This is a genomic window from Pyrinomonas sp. (assembly GCF_040289685.1).
Classification (GTDB): domain Bacteria; phylum Acidobacteriota; class Blastocatellia; order Pyrinomonadales; family Pyrinomonadaceae; genus Pyrinomonas.
In genome coordinates this window covers 16,381-31,215 of record NZ_PSLQ01000011.1, presented here as the reverse complement: position 1 = coordinate 31,215, position 14,835 = coordinate 16,381, and the positions used below count along the sequence as shown (strand labels likewise).

The window sequence follows — 14,835 nt, the reverse complement described above, 5'->3', positions numbered from 1 at the left end:
TGCGCAGGCGAGGCCCGCCGGTCCAGAACCGACCACCGCTACGCGCTTGCCAGTACGCACTTCGGGCGGTTCAGGCCGCACCCAGCCGCGTTCGAAAGCGTGGTCGATGATCTGTTGCTCGATCTGTTTGATCGTCACCGGCGACTGATTGATGCCGAGCACGCAAGCGGCTTCGCACGGCGCAGGACACAAGCGACCCGTAAACTCGGGGAAGTCGTTGGTCGCGTGAAGTCGCGCTAGCGCCTCTTCCCATTTGCCGCGATAGACGAGATCGTTCCAGTCAGGGATGATGTTTCCTAGCGGGCAGCCCTGATGGCAGAAGGGGATGCCGCAATCCATGCAGCGCGCCGCTTGCTTTTGCAAACTCTCCGGTTCGAGCGGCAGATAGATTTCACGCCAATCGCGTTTGCGTTCTTCAACCGGACGGCGCGGCGCGTTCTCTCGCGTGTACTTCAGAAAGCCTTTCGGATCTGCCATCTTCACCTCTTAAGAGAGCTCGTTTGCGCAAATTGCGCTTTGCGCGACCGAGCGACAGCGCCAATTCAAACGAAAGCCGCCTGCTGCTCATCCTTAAGCTCAGCGAGCATGCGCTTGTACTCGACCGAGAGCACTTTAACGAACCGACGCTTGATCTCATCCCAGTTCTCCAAAGCCGCTCTGGCGCGCTCGCTGTCGGTGTAAAGATAGTGTCGCTCGATGAGTTCCTGCAGCGTCGCGAGTTCTTCGGGATCAGCCACTTCTTCAAGCAGTATGGAGCCACCCCCATCGTTAACGCGGCGGGAGAACAGTCCGTCCGCATCCCAGACGTAAGCGACTCCGCCGCTCATTCCGGCGGCGAAGTTGCGTCCTGTCTGGCCCAGCACGACGACGATGCCGCCCGTCATGTACTCGCAACAGTGATCGCCCGCGCCTTCGACCACGACGCGCGCGCCGCTGTTGCGCACGGCGAAACGTTCGCCGACCACACCGCGCAAGAAGACCTCGCCGCCCGTCGCCCCGTAAAGCAAAGTGTTTCCAGCGATGACGTTCTCCTCGGCGCGAAGATGGCTCTCGCGCGGCGGTCGGACGATGATGCGCCCGCCCGAAATCCCTTTGCCCAGATAATCGTTGGCATCGCCTTCGAGAATGAGCGTGATGCCGTGGTGGAGGAAAGCACCGAAGCTCTGCCCGGCGGAGCCTTTGAAACGGAGGCGAATGGTATCATCGGGCAGCCCCGCCTCGCCGTAGCGACGCGCCACTTCGCCGCTCAACATCGTCCCAACCGTTCGGTCGGAGTTGCGGATCGGCAAACTGAGTTCGACGCGCTCCATTCGCTCAAGCGCCGGGCGACAAAGCTCGAGCAGTTGCACGTCGAGTTGACGCTCCAACCCATGATCCTGTTTTTCGACGCAACGCACGGGGACGGCTGATCCGACTTCGGGCATGTGTAGAAGCGCGCTGACGTCGACGCCGCGTGCCTTCCAGTGGTCCACGGCCTCTTTCATCTCGAGCAGATCGGCACGTCCGACCATCTCGTCGAAGCGACGAAAACCGAGCTGAGCCATCAGCTCGCGCACCTCTTCGGCGACGAACATGAAATAGTTGACTAAGTGCTCCGGTTTCCCGGCGAAACGTCGGCGCAGATCTTCGTCCTGCGTGGCGATGCCGACGGGACACGTGTTCAAGTGGCAAACGCGCATCATCACGCAACCGAGCGAGATCAGCGCAGCGGTCGAAAAGCCGAACTCTTCGGCGCCGAGCAGCGCGGCGATCACCACATCGCGCCCGGTCTTGAGCTGTCCATCCGTTTGCAGGACCACCCGTCCGCGAAGGCGATTCTTGACGAGCACCTGTTGCGTTTCGGCCAGCCCCAGTTCCCACGGGATGCCGGCGTGTTTGATCGAGCTGAGCGGCGAAGCGCCCGTGCCGCCTTCGTAACCGCTGATCAAAATGTGATCGGCGTGCGCTTTGGCGACGCCCGCGGCGACCGTGCCAACGCCGACCTCGGAGACGAGTTTGACCGAGATGCGCGCCTGCGGATTGACGTTCTTGAGATCGAAGATCAGTTGCGCCAAGTCCTCGATTGAGTAGATGTCGTGATGCGGCGGCGGAGAGATCAACGTTACGCCCGGCGTCGAATGACGAAGCTTGGCGATGTACTTGTCGACTTTGTGGCCCGGCAATTGTCCGCCTTCTCCCGGTTTTGCGCCTTGCGCCATCTTGATCTGCAGTTCATCGGCGTTAACGAGATAATGCGTCGTCACGCCGAAACGGGCTGATGCGACCTGCTTGATCGCGCTGCGGCGCAAATCCCCATTCGGATCGGGCCGATAACGCTCAGGATCTTCACCGCCTTCGCCCGTGTTGCTCTTGCCGCCCAAGCGGTTCATCGCAATGGCGATGGTTTCGTGCGCTTCGCGGCTGATCGAACCGAGCGACATCGCACCCGTGACGAACCGTTTGGCGATCTCGCTCGCCGGTTCGACCTCTTCGAGCCGAATGGGATCGGTCTTCTTGAAGCGGAACAACCCACGCAACGTCGCCAGCCGTTCGTTCTGCCGATTGACCAATTCGGCGTACTCGCGGTAAACGCGACGGTCGCCGAGCTGGACCGCATGTTGGAGTTTGGCGACCATCTCGGGATTGACCATATGGAACTCGCCGCCGCGCCGCCACTGGTACCAACCACCGGGATCGAGTTCCAAATCCTCAGCGATGCGCACCGGCGGATAAGCGAAGCGATGGCGCGCCAGCGTCTCTTCAGCGATGACGTCCAACTTCACACCGCTGATGCGCGAAGCCGTGTGCGTGAAGTATTTGTCGATCACTTCTGGATGAAGCCCGATGGCTTCGAAGATCTGCGCGCCGCGATAGCTCTGCAACGTCGAGATGCCCATCTTGGACATCGTCTTGAGCAATCCTTTGTTGATCGCTTTGATGTAATTGCGGCACCCCTTCTCAAAGGTCAACCCTTCGGGCAGCATCCCCTCGCGCAGCATGTCAGCGAGAGTCTCAAAAGCTAGATAGGGATTAACGGCGCTTGCCCCATAGCCGATGAGCAAGCAGAAATGGTGCACTTCACGCGGCTCGCCCGATTCAACCACTAGACCGACCGCCGTGCGCGTCCCCTCACGAATCAAATGGTGATGAACTGCCGCTGTGGACAACAGAGCGGGAATGGGCGCGTGTTCGCGATCGACGCCGCGGTCCGACAAGATGATGATGCTTACGCCATCGGCTACGGCTCGGCTCGCCTCTTTGCAAAGAAGCGTGAGCGCCGCTTCCATTCCCGCCGGACCAGTTTCGGGATCAAAGAGCATGCTCAGCGTGCGAGAACGAAAGTCGCCGCGCTCGACACAGCGCAGCTTCTCTAGCTCTTCGTTGGTCAAGATCGGGGACGAAATGCGCAACTGATGGCACTGTTCGGGCGTCTCTTCGAGCAAGCTCCCTTCTTTGCCGATGTAATCGGCGAGCGACATGACGACCTCTTCGCGAATCGGATCGATAGGCGGGTTGGTCACCTGCGCGAAGAGTTGCTTGAAATAGTTGTAAAGAAGCTGCGGGCGCTCGGAAAGAACGGCGACGGGCGTGTCGTTGCCCATCGAACCAACAGGTTCTTCCGCATCGCGCGCCATCGGCGCGATGATCAAACGCAGGTCTTCGAGCGTGTAACCGAAGGCCTTCTGCCGCTCAAGGACGGTCGCGTGATCCGGTTGATGGATCGCCGGCGGCGGCGGAAGCTCGCTCAGATCTATGCGATTCAGATCGAGCCATTCGCGATACGGACGCCGCCGCGCCAGATGATCCTTGATCTCATCATCGTCAACGATGCGCCCCTCAGCCGTGTTGATCAAAAGGATCTTCCCCGGTTGCAGACGCCACTTGCGCCGGACGCGCGCTTCGGGCACATCGAGCACGCCCGTTTCCGAAGCCATGATGACTAGATCATCTTCAGTGACCCAGTAACGAGCCGGACGCAGCCCGTTGCGGTCCAACACGGCGCCGATTGAAATGCCGTCGGTGAAAGCGACCGCCGCTGGACCATCCCACGGCTCCATCAAGCAGGAGTGGTATTCATAGAACGCTTTGCGCTCTGGTGGCATGAACTGGTGCTTATCCCACGCTTCAGGGATGAGCATGAGGATCGCATGGGCCAACTCGCGTCCGCCGCGTACGAGCAGTTCGAGCGCGTTATCGAGCGTTGCTGAATCGCTCCCCGTCTCGGTCACGAGTGGGATGAGCTTGCGCACCTCGTCGCCGAAGAGCGCAGAACGAAGCTGCGCTTGGCGTGCGCGCATCCAGTTGCGGTTGCCGCGCAAAGTGTTGATCTCGCCGTTGTGCGCCAACATGCGGTACGGATGCGCAAGCGGCCACGCCGGAAAGGTGTTCGTGCTAAATCGCTGGTGCACGAGCGCCAGCGCGCTCACCATGTCCGGCTCGCAGAGGTCCAAGTAATATCCCCGGATCTGATGAGCTAGCAGCAGCCCTTTGTAAACGACGGTGCGCGATGAGAGGCTGCAGATGTAAAAACATGCGCCCCTTTTGAGCGGCAACTTCTCGGCGCGGCTTTCGATCACCTTGCGGATGACTAGAAGCTTACGCTCGAACGCTTCTTGATCCGCGATGTGCGCCGCTCGCCCAACGAAGAACTGACGTATCACCGGTTCCGAAGCGCGCGCCAGCGACCCGAGCTTCGCGTTGTCAACGGGAACATCGCGCCAGCCGAGAAAGATTTGCCCTTCCTCTTCGACCACGACGCGGATCAGCGCCTCGCACAAAGCCCGATCCTGCCGATCGTGCGGCAGAAAGACCATGCCGACCGCATACTGTCCTTCGTCTGGAAGCGCGCGCTCGCGCCGGAAAAGATCATGCGGTATTTGGACGAGGATCCCCGCCCCATCGCCCGTTTCCGGATCTGAGCCGCAGGCCCCACGATGCACCAAGTTCTCTAAAATCTGAATCCCTTGTTCGATGATTTCATGCGATCGACGACCTTTGATATCAACGACGAACCCTACGCCACACGCATCATGTTCCCACTGTGGATCGTATAAGCCATCTGGTGTCGGCAATCCGAAACGGTTTGCGTCTTTCATGGTCGCTTCTTCACGTCCGGTGAAAACTTCTTCATCTCGACTCCCCGCCCGGAGAGAGTCGCCCGAGTGGATAGAAGCGACAATGATAGCAACATATCGTTCGCATGGTTTCATTAATAATTTAAATCTATTTTTGCGCATCCAAGATGCCTTCGGTGCGATGCTGCGAGGTCGAAACCAATCAGTGAATTCGCGCCTCACGGAAGCGACGCCGCATGCCCCCATAAGTCATTTTAAGCAAGAGGGAGCTTCTATAACTTCTTTGTATGCCTTGAGAAGGCAGCGAGGGCGGCTTGTCCGAGGCTCGTGCCACCATCGTTGGGTGGGACCTGTCGATTGCACCAGATCTTCAACTCCGCGCGTCCATCGAACCGCGCGGCGATCTCTTCAAGCAGCAGGGAGTTTTGAAAGACGCCGCCGGAGAGGACGACGGTGTCAACATCGAACCTTGGGGCGAGCGTAAAACTCACCTCTGCCACCGCTTGCGCGATGCTCGCATGGAAAGCGCGGGCGATCTCTTGAACGGGGCGACCGCGTTGTCGATCGGCGATGACGTTTGCGAGCAAGGGGCGGTGATCCAGCTCGGCGTCCGTGAAAGGGAACGGGTAGGGTTGAACCGGAGGGCTTTGGCGGGCCAAGTATTCGAGCCACATCGCCGCCTGCGCTTCGAAGCTCGCCTCGCGCACGAAACCGAGCACGGCGGCCACTGCATCGAAGAGCCGTCCGATGGAAGTTGTCGGGAAAGAGCGAACGTTTTTGCGCGCCAAACTCAACGCGAGGCCGAATCTGCGTCCGAGCTGATCGCCGAGCGGCGACAGCCGCGCATCATCGAACGCGGCGAGAAAACCGGCGGCGGCCTGAGTGGGCCAGTGAGCGGCGGCGTCGCCGCCGGGAAGCGACGCTGATCGCAGGTGGGCGACTCTTTTCAACCCGTCGCACAGGCTTCCGACGAATATTTCGCCGCCCCAGATGGCACCGTCATCGCCGTAGCCCGTGCCGTCGAAGGCGAAACCGATGACGCGCGCTTCCCACGCCTCGCGTTCGGCCAGCACGCTGGCGATGTGCGCGCGGTGATGTTGCACTGGGACCGAGATGCTTGCGCGATGCAATGCGTAATCGGTCGAGACGTATTGCGGATGCGCATCGTGCGCGATCACCAGCTCGCGCTCGTCAACTTCGTAGAGCGCGCATAGATCGCGGATCGTCTCTTCAAAGGCGCGCCGCGCGGCGAAGTGATCGAGGTCGCCGATGTGTTGGCTGACGATGACTTGTCCGCGCACGACGAGCGCGACGGAGTTCTTCAGATCGGCGCCGAGGGCTAGTATCGGCTGGCTCGTCGGCAATGTCGTCACGACGCAGGGCGCATAGCCGCGCGCGCAGCGAAGCAGTTGGGGACCGAAGACCGTATCGCGGGCGATGGAATCGTCAACGCGCCGCGCGATGGGGCGTTCGCCTATGAGGAAGGCGTCAGCGACTCCGGCGAGGCGAGCGAGCGCGTCTTCGTCATCATAAGCGATGGGCTCGCTGGACCGGTTGGCGCTGGTCATCACGAGCACCGGCGGCGCATCCGCAGCGAACAGCAGGTGATGCAAAGGCGCGTAAGGGAGCATGATCCCCAGATCGCGGTTCTCCGGCGCGACGCCTTCGATCGTTTGTCGCGCTGGGCAAAGGACGATTGGGCGCGCAACAGATGAGAGCAGTCGCTCGGCCTCATCCGACAATTCAGCGAGGCGCCGCGCCGTGTCCGGATCGCGCACCATGAGGGCGAATGGCTTCTCTTTGCGGAACTTGCGCTCGCGCAAAGCCCACACCGCCGCGGCGTTCATCGCGTCGCAAGCGAGATGGTAACCGCCGATGCCTTTCACGGCGACAATGCGCCCTTCGCGCAGCAATCGCGCTGCCAGTGCAATCGGCTCGCGCTCGACGAGCTCGCCGCCGATCAGGAGCTTGTAGCGCGGACCGCAACGCGGACACGCCACCGGTTGCGCGTGGAAGCGCCGATCGAACGGATCGTGATATTCGCGCGCGCAATCATCGCAGAGCGGCCATGCCCCCATTGTCGTCTGTGGTCGGTCATAAGGCAGTCCGAGCGTAATCGAGTAACGCGGGCCGCAATCGGTGCAGTTGATGTAAGGATAGAGATAACGTCGGTCGCGCGGGTCGAACAACTCGCGCAAGCAAGCCGCGCAGATCGCCAAGTCGGGCGAGATGCGCACCGTCGGATGATCGCGCTTCTCGCTATTGCGGATCTCGAATCCGGCGTAACCGCAAGGGCGAACGCGCTCGGTCTCAACCGCCGCGATGCGCGCAGCCGCTGGCGGATGCGTTTCGAGGGCGGATAAAAAGAGTTCTATGCGCGAGGCGTCTCCTTCGAGATGAATTTCGACGCCCTGTTCGCCGTTGAGCACCCATCCCGAAAGGCCCAAGCGCGCGGCTTCACGGTAGACGAACGGGCGAAATCCAACCCCTTGAACGACGCCGCGCACCCGGATGCGCACCGCTTGCCGCTTCGTTTGAACGTCGGAGGACATCGGCCATGATCGAAAGGTGAAGCTTGAAGCGACCTTCCTCTTGAGCGATTGCAAGCGAGTCGCGTATCGGCTCGCCGCTCCCCAGCTTCTTGCCCAAAGAGACATCAGACGTAACAACCGCGCCCTTGCCATCCCGTCTGCACAACGCGCCCCTCTTTGACCAGTACGGGGACCATGCGACGACCTTCGGTCAGTTCGAGCATTCGGCGCAACGCTTCATCGTCCAGTTCGACGTCGTATTCGATGAAGCTTTCGCCGCGCCATTCGAGATCGGCGCGCAATTCAGCCGTGTACGGACAATTTCGCGTGCCGTAAAGTTCCAGCATCGCTCACCCCCGATCCCTTTTCGATTCGATCAATTACGCGCACGGTGGACACGCCATCATTCGATCAGAAGCTGGTCCAGCGCTTCGCGCAACGTGTGGTAGAGCGAAGCCTGCGCCTCTTGAATGCGCGGGATGTAATCGCAGCGGACGACGAGCGCGAAATCAACTAGCTGCCGACGGACGATCTCGCCGCCGTCGTAGCCGAGCAGTCCGATCGTCAACATGCCGCGGCGACGCGCCTCTTCGAGCGCGACGATGATGTTCTTCGATCCTCCGCTCGTGGAGATGGCGAAGGCGACGTCTTCGGAGCGCGCGTGCGCAACGAGTTGGCGCAGGAACATCAGTTCTTGACCGACGTCGTTGGCCACCGCCGTCAACACCGCCGGTTCCATCGCCAAAGAGACAGCTGGGATGGGGCGCATCGCGCGCCGTGGCGGCGTCACGCAGTCAAGCGCGAAGTCGTTGGCATCGGTCGCCGATCCGCCGTTGCCGAAAGCGATGATGCGCCCTCCCCTGTGCAATCTTTCCGCCACCGCCGTCGCGCAATCGGCCAGCGTCGCGGCGCAAGTTTTTGCGGCTTCGACGCGCAGCCGTTCATCCTCGCGCGCCTTGCTCAAGATGGACGAAGCGACCTCCAAAGTGACGGGCGCGAGGTCGCGCCGACGGTCGCCGAGAAAAGGGTAGAGGAACGATGCTTCGCCCGCGTCGTGAGGCGTCACCTCTTTGTGTTCGAAAAAGACGTGGACCGTCTCCCATAAAGTGTGGTAGAGGATCTCGATCATCTCTTGGTGAATGAAAGGATCATCCGAAGGCGCGGCGGTGGCATAATCGGCTCGTCGTCCGGGCAAGGCAAAGGTCAACGCCCCTTTGTCTTGCGCTTTCCGCAAGGCTTCTTCGACTCGATCATCCCCTTCCGGCGGACCAAAGCCCATCGCCGTGTCTTGCGGTTGCACGATGGTTTCGAGCCACGGACCGAAAGATAGGCTGAGATCGAGCGCCGGCAAAGCGCGTTTGCCGACGATGACCGGATGCAGGAATTCAACCGAAACGTGCTGTGCGTCGGTCGCATATGGGCCGCGCCCGAAGGCGAGAAGGCGTCCGCCTTCGAGAAAGCGTTCGGCCATTCGGCAGCAAGCTTCCGCAAGACGCGACGCCTCGCGCGGGAAGAACTCTTGCGAGACGCGATTGCGCGCCAACAATCTCTCTTCGATCCAGCAGTGGGGAACGGTTCCCTTCATCGCCTTTCGGCCACCGAGCGCTCTTGCATCCAGCGGCTGGTCCGGTTGAACCTTCAGCATATGCGCGGCAACGGATCGCCAACGAGCATATCGACGACGCGGCTGCCGCCATAAGCCGAACGCGCGATGACAAGACCCGCGGGCGATTCTCGAACCTCGCCGATGATGGTCGCTCCTTCGCCGCCGGAGGCGCGTCGCAGAGCTTCAAGCGCCACTTGGGCGCGTTCGGGCGCGACTACGGCGATGAACTGCCCTTCGCAGGCGATGTGCAAAGGATCAAGGCCTAAGATCTCGCATGCGCCGCGCACTGCCGCGCGTACCGGCACGCTCTCTTCATCGAGCGCGATGGCGACTTTGGCGGCGCGCGCCAGCTCGTTGAGCGCCGTCGCCACTCCGCCGCGCGTCGGGTCGCGCATCCATCGAACGCCCGAAGCCGCCACGTCGATCAATGCGTTGACCAAAGGCCAAACCGATCTCGTGTCCGATCGAAGATCGGCTTCGAGATCTATTTCGCCGCGCGCGAGCAAGACGGTGATCCCATGGTCGCCGACCGGACCGGAAAGCAGCACCTTGTCTCCGTCTCGAACGCTGGTCGGCGAAAGATGAACGCGAGAATCCGCCGTTCCAATTCCCGCCGTCGTGATGTACATCCCATCCGCCTTGCCGTGTTCGACCACTTTCGTATCTCCGCCGATGATGAGGACGCCAGCTCGCCGCGCGGCGTCGGCTATGGCGGCGATTTCGCGCTCCAGAACGGAAGTCGAAAGGCCAGCTTCGAGGATCAAAGTCATCACCAGCGCCAAGGGCTTCGCTCCCGATACGGCCAGATCGTTGATCGTGCCGTTGACGGCGAGTTCGCCGATCGAACCGCCGGGGAAGGCGAGCGGCTTGACGACGAAGCTATCCGCTGTCATGGCCAGCTTCGCGCCATGAACCTCAAGATGGGCGGCGTCGCCGAGTTCATCGAGGATGGCGTTTGAAAGGTGTGGCAAGAGCAGTCCTTCGATCAAACGGCGACTGGCCTTACCTCCGGCGCCGTGCGCGAGTTCGACGCGCTCGTCGGTGAAACGTATCGTTGCGATCTCTGTGACCATCCGCGCCTAATCCTTCCCGAAGCTTAAGTCTCACAGCGGCCGATTCGCTCTTCAGCCGACGCGCCGATCAATCGCTCGCCGCGACCATCGCGTGAACGTAATGGTAGTAGGCCGCGCAGGCCCCTTCGGATGAGACCATGAGCGCGCCTACGGGATGCTCCGGCGTGCACTCTTTACCGAACAGTTTGCAGCGATTCGGCGGCAATACGCCTTTGAGCACCTCGCCGCACTGGGCCGCTTTCGGGTCCGTTACGCGCACGCCCGGAACCGAAAAACGCGCCTCCGCATCCCATGCGGCGAATTCATCGCGAAGCTTCAAGGCCGATTGCGAGATGAAACCCAATCCACGCCATTCGAAGAAAGGGCGCACTTCGAAGACCTCGGCCATAGCCCTTAGCGCGGGCCGGTTGCCGTCCCACGGGACGACGCGCGCATACTGGTTTTCGACCTCCGCGCGCGCTTCGTTAAGCTGCCTGATCAACATGAGAATCGATTGCAACAGGTCCAGCGGCTCGAACCCGGAGATGACCACGGGTTTGCCGTACTCGCGCGCGATGAATTCATATGGGCGCGCGCCGATCACGGTGGACACGTGTCCCGGTCCGATGAATCCGTCGATCCTCATGTCGGGCGAATCGAGGATGGCGCGAATCGCCGGCAAGATCAACACGTGATTGCAGAAGACGCTGAAGTTATTCACCCTCAACGAGCGCGCGCGCAAGAGCGTGAGCGCTGTCGAAGGAGCCGTCGTCTCGAACCCGACGGCGAAGAAGATCACGTGGCGATCGCGGTTCTCCGTTGCGAGTTTCAACGCATCGAGCGGCGAATAGACCATGCGCACGTCCGCTCCCTGCGCGCGCATCTCGAGCGGCGTCCCGTGCCTTCCGGGGACGCGCATCACGTCGCCGAAGGCCGTGAAGATGACTTCGGGATGAGCGGCAATGGCCAAGCCGTCATCCATGCGTCCCATCGGCAGAACGCAAACCGGACATCCGGGCCCGTGTACGAGTTCGATGTTTTCGGGCAGCAGTCGCTGCAATCCGAAGCGATAGATGGAGAAGGTGTGGCCGCCGCAGACTTCCATGATGCGGTAGCGACGGTCGCGTTCAACCACGCGCGCTATCTCATCCGCCGTCTTGCGTATCAGCGCGGGATCGCGGAATTCATCAACGTACTTCATGATCTTTCCTCGGCGAGGCGCGCGATGGCAACGCCCGCATGGATCAATAGGGTGTCACCGGCGCGGACCTCGGGAACGAAATCAGTCGCCACACACGCGCGCTGTCCCGAACGGTATTCGACCAACGCTTGATGATCGTCGCATAACTCCAAGACTTTGGCCGGCATCGCTTCATCGTAGCACGTGACGCAACGGGTCAAACCGCTTTGCGACGATCCGATCGTTGATTTGTCGTCCAATCTTTCGGTCACGACCCGTTCCCCCCCCCTCTTCGCCTCGCGATGAAGTGGCCGCGCTGCTATTCGCGCCTGTGATCGACCTCTTCTTGCTGTTCGCTCTCTTCGCCGAAGCCATAGCCGCGCACCTCTTCGACAGCCAGACTGGCTTCGCCGAGCATCTCAAGCAGGCGCAACTGGTCCATCGCCTGCTCATCGCTGATCTTGCTCATCGCAAAGCCGACGTGGATCAAAACCCAATCGTCGGGCTTGATGCCATCCTCTCGTAGAAGGCCGATGTTGATCGTCCGGCGCACGCCGGAGACGTCAACCACGGCATAGGAGCCATCTTCATCGAGCAGCCTGACGATTCGACCCGGGATCGCTAAACACATACGGTGCTCTCCTCAAACGAGCGCTTGAAGATTCGTCGCAAGCTAGGCTGACGAAAGCCTGCGCGCTTCAAGATACCGCCAACACTCGGCCAATCCGACGCCGCTTTTGGCCGAGACTTCGAAGATACGCATGCCGGGGCGCACGGCATGGATCTGCGCCTTCGCCGCTTCAAGGTCGAACTCAACCGCTGCCGCAAGGTCGAGCTTCGTGATCACGGCCACATCCGCCGTGTTGAAGATCGTCGGGTACTTGAGCGGCTTATCCTCGCCTTCGGTGACGGACATCAAAACGAGACGTAACTCTTCGCCGAGATCGTAGCTTGCCGGACAGACCAGATTGCCGACGTTCTCGATGAAGAGGAAATCGAGCTCTTCGAGGCTCCAATCTTCGAGCGCACGTTCGATCATCGCCGCATCCAGATGGCACACGGTCCCGGTTGCGATCTGCTGCACGCGAGCGCCGCTACGTCGCAGCCTTTGCGCGTCGTTCTCGGTCGCTAGATCGCCGACCAACGCCGCAACGCTGTAGCGGCGGACGAACTCGCCGAGCGTGCGTTCGAGGAAAGCCGTTTTGCCCGAACCGGGACTGGAAACGAGGCTGATGACACACACGCCGGCGCGACGAAACCTTTCGCGCAAAGCGCGCGCGAGCAGATCGTTCTGCTTGAGAACCCTCTGCCTGACTTCGATCAAACGCGGCCCGTTCATCATTCAACCTCCAGCGCGACAACTTCCATCTCGCTGCCTTGTACGAGCTGAAAGCTCGGTTCGCCACACACGGAGCAACGCAAGTTTTGCATCGAGATCGGCTCCCGATCGGCCCTGCAACGTGAACAATGGACCACGACGGGAACCTCTTCGATGACCAGACGCGAACCATCGAGCGGTGTGCCTTCGCACGCGAGAGCGTAAGAGAAAAGAAGCGCTTCTTTGACCACTCCCGATAACGGTCCGAGGCGCAAGCGCACGGCGTGGACTTTGACGCCGCGCCGATTCGCCTCTTCAGCGGCGAGATCAACGATGCTCAGAGCGAGCGATAGCTCGTGCATGGTGCCACCGAAACGGATGAGCGACGAGCGCGCGCCGCGGCTCGATCGCACACCGCCTTTTACCTCCTCACGCTCGCCGCGCAACGATGTCGAACGATAATTTCAGCTCATCTTTGAGCTTGATCGCTCCGCCAAGAGCGGTCACCGGCCCAATGCCGAACTCGGATTGTCGGAGAGAGAATTCGCCGCTCGCCCGCAACATGCTTTCGCTGGCGAGCACGCGAGCTTCTATCTCGCACGGGCGCGTGACGCCACAGAGCGTCAAATCCCCGATGATCCGAGCCGCATAATGGCCTTCGAAGATCTTTTCGACCGCGATCCTTTCGCTCGCGAAGATTATCTCCGGATGAAGTTCAGCTTTGAGAACCTCTTCGCGCGTCCGTCGCTCGATCTCCGCCCGATCCCGGTCGTTCGTTCCTTCGACCACCTCGAGCGAGTCGGCCCGAATGCGCACGCGGAGCCAAGCGCGCTCCGGATGCGCGGGGTCGAAACGCGCTTCGCCAGCGAATTTGCGAACGGCGAGCGTCGGACTGTGGCCGAAGCTGGAGAGCAACCCAGCAGCCGCAAGCTTCACGGTCAAACGGCTCTCGGTCGCGTCGAACACGTAGTTCGCTTCGTTTCCATCTTCAGCGACCTTCGATTCGATCGCCTCCCGTCGAAATTCCATTGCACAGATCTCCCACCGAACTCGGCCAAGGTTAACAACGCTTTCCGAAGCACAGATCCGAACTAGAGGCGCAAAACGCGCATTGCGACCAGCGGCCTTGCGAGAGCGAAGCCATCGTCACATCGCCCGCAAGCGCAAGTAACGCTCGAGGTCGGGAGCGACCCCTTTGACCAGATCGCCTAGCTCGATCTGCTCCAAATATCCTTTGATCAACGGATGGCGCAGGATCAGCCTCGCGCCTAAAAGCACCAGCGCCGCGCCGCCGAGCAAATAGAAAATCTCCTTGCCACCTTGAGCCTGCGCTTTCAACTCGTTCATCGGTTGCCTCCTCGTTTCGCGATGTTGCAAGCGATGATCGCAGCCGGAGATCCACAACGTGACTGCGACGCTGAGCTCACATGGTGCTGATCTTCACGTAGCGTTTGATGTCCGGATAGGTGACGACCAATCCGACGACGGCCAGCGCTAAAGCCGCGCCACCGAGCACCTTCCAGATCATCCCGCCGGAGCTTTTCATCGTCTGCTTGCGCATCATCTTCTCCTCCATGTTGATTGCTTAAGCCTTCGGCTCCACGCCCACGCTTCTTTCGTGGGCCTTTTCGTTCAGAAGCTTTCCGACCAGCTCCTCGATCAAACGTACTGCTTCTTCCACCGCCGCTTCCACCATTGCGCTCAGCCCCATGCCTTCGAAGCAGGCCGGTTCGCAACCGACCATGAGGATGCGTTGGACTCCTCCGCCCATCTCTTTGGCCAGAGAGATGGCTTTGACCGGGTTCATCCCGTGCGTCTCGACGTTGGATCCTTCCAACTGGTCGAGATCGGGTTCGATGACGTAGAGCGTGCCGGGCGCCTCGCCGCGCGGGACCGCATCGACGAGGATCACCGCATCGTTTCGCTCCATCAACGCGTAGGCTAGGTCGAAGCCGCGGATCCCAAAATCCACGACGCGCACGCCCGCCGGAAGCTCACGTTGGATCAGTCGGCGGGCCACCTCACAGCCGAACCCGTCGTCGCCGAGGAAGATATTGCCGATCCCTGCGATCAAAACCCGCATCTCACCACCTC

The 14,835-nt window shown here is 60.9% G+C and carries 14 protein-coding genes and 1 pseudogene; all 15 read right to left on the bottom strand.

Translation table 11 applies throughout. From position 1 onward, the window contains the following. Nucleotides 1-477, bottom strand: a pseudogene (gltD, locus tag C4334_RS04340) (glutamate synthase); the annotation flags it as partial. Between the two features lie 65 nt (nt 478-542). Further along, a complete protein-coding gene (gltB, locus tag C4334_RS04335) occupies nt 543-5,075 on the bottom strand; it encodes a glutamate synthase large subunit (RefSeq protein WP_352430863.1) in 4,533 nt (1,510 codons plus the stop codon). Nucleotides 5,076-5,326: 251 nt separating this feature from the next. Next, nucleotides 5,327-7,606: a carbamoyltransferase HypF gene (gene hypF / locus C4334_RS04330; protein WP_352430862.1), complete on the bottom strand. Its 2,280-nt coding sequence runs from the start codon at nt 7,604-7,606 to the stop codon at nt 5,327-5,329. A gap of 104 nt (nt 7,607-7,710) precedes the next feature. Beyond that, entirely contained in the window at nt 7,711-7,932 is a 222-nt protein-coding gene (locus tag C4334_RS04325) for a Uxx-star family glutaredoxin-like (seleno)protein (protein WP_352430861.1), read from the bottom strand. Nucleotides 7,933-7,988: 56 nt separating this feature from the next. After that, nucleotides 7,989-9,170, bottom strand: coding sequence for an SIS domain-containing protein (locus C4334_RS04320; protein ID WP_352430860.1), 1,182 nt, complete (start codon nt 9,168-9,170; stop codon nt 7,989-7,991). 53 nt (nt 9,171-9,223) lie between these two features. Next, nucleotides 9,224-10,264, bottom strand: coding sequence for a hydrogenase expression/formation protein HypE (gene hypE, locus C4334_RS04315; RefSeq protein ID WP_352430859.1), 1,041 nt, complete (start codon nt 10,262-10,264; stop codon nt 9,224-9,226). 67 nt (nt 10,265-10,331) lie between these two features. Continuing rightward, nucleotides 10,332-11,444, bottom strand: a complete 1,113-nt coding sequence (hypD, locus tag C4334_RS04310) for a hydrogenase formation protein HypD (protein ID WP_352430858.1) — start codon at nt 11,442-11,444, stop codon at nt 10,332-10,334. After that, complete coding sequence (locus tag C4334_RS04305) at nt 11,441-11,611, bottom strand: HypC/HybG/HupF family hydrogenase formation chaperone (RefSeq protein WP_352430857.1); 171 nt, start codon at nt 11,609-11,611, stop codon at nt 11,441-11,443. Before C4334_RS04305 ends, hypD begins: the two co-directional genes overlap by 4 nt. A gap of 131 nt (nt 11,612-11,742) precedes the next feature. Continuing rightward, on the bottom strand, nt 11,743-12,054 hold the full coding sequence (locus C4334_RS04300; RefSeq protein WP_352430856.1) for a HypC/HybG/HupF family hydrogenase formation chaperone: 312 nt from the start codon (nt 12,052-12,054) through the stop codon (nt 11,743-11,745). A 42-nt stretch (nt 12,055-12,096) separates the two neighbouring features. Beyond that, the gene (gene hypB / locus C4334_RS04295; RefSeq protein WP_352430855.1) at nt 12,097-12,765 is read right to left on the bottom strand and encodes a hydrogenase nickel incorporation protein HypB; all 669 of its coding nucleotides are present in this window, start codon (nt 12,763-12,765) and stop codon (nt 12,097-12,099) included. Next, on the bottom strand, nt 12,762-13,154 hold the full coding sequence (locus C4334_RS04290; protein ID WP_352430854.1) for a hydrogenase maturation nickel metallochaperone HypA/HybF: 393 nt from the start codon (nt 13,152-13,154) through the stop codon (nt 12,762-12,764). The genes hypB and C4334_RS04290 overlap by 4 nt, the downstream gene beginning before the upstream one ends. A 16-nt stretch (nt 13,155-13,170) precedes the next feature. Beyond that, complete coding sequence (locus C4334_RS04285; protein WP_352430853.1) at nt 13,171-13,770, bottom strand: YceI family protein; 600 nt, start codon at nt 13,768-13,770, stop codon at nt 13,171-13,173. 117 nt (nt 13,771-13,887) lie between these two features. Then, nucleotides 13,888-14,088: a hypothetical protein gene (locus tag C4334_RS04280; protein ID WP_352430852.1), complete on the bottom strand. Its 201-nt coding sequence runs from the start codon at nt 14,086-14,088 to the stop codon at nt 13,888-13,890. A 76-nt stretch (nt 14,089-14,164) separates the two neighbouring features. Beyond that, nucleotides 14,165-14,305 (bottom strand): DUF6893 family small protein, encoded by a 141-nt coding sequence (locus tag C4334_RS04275; protein WP_352430851.1) that lies wholly within the window; start codon nt 14,303-14,305, stop codon nt 14,165-14,167. Nucleotides 14,306-14,326: 21 nt separating this feature from the next. After that, nucleotides 14,327-14,824, bottom strand: a complete 498-nt coding sequence (locus C4334_RS04270; protein ID WP_352430850.1) for a hydrogenase maturation protease — start codon at nt 14,822-14,824, stop codon at nt 14,327-14,329. Nucleotides 14,825-14,835: the final 11 nt, after the last annotated feature.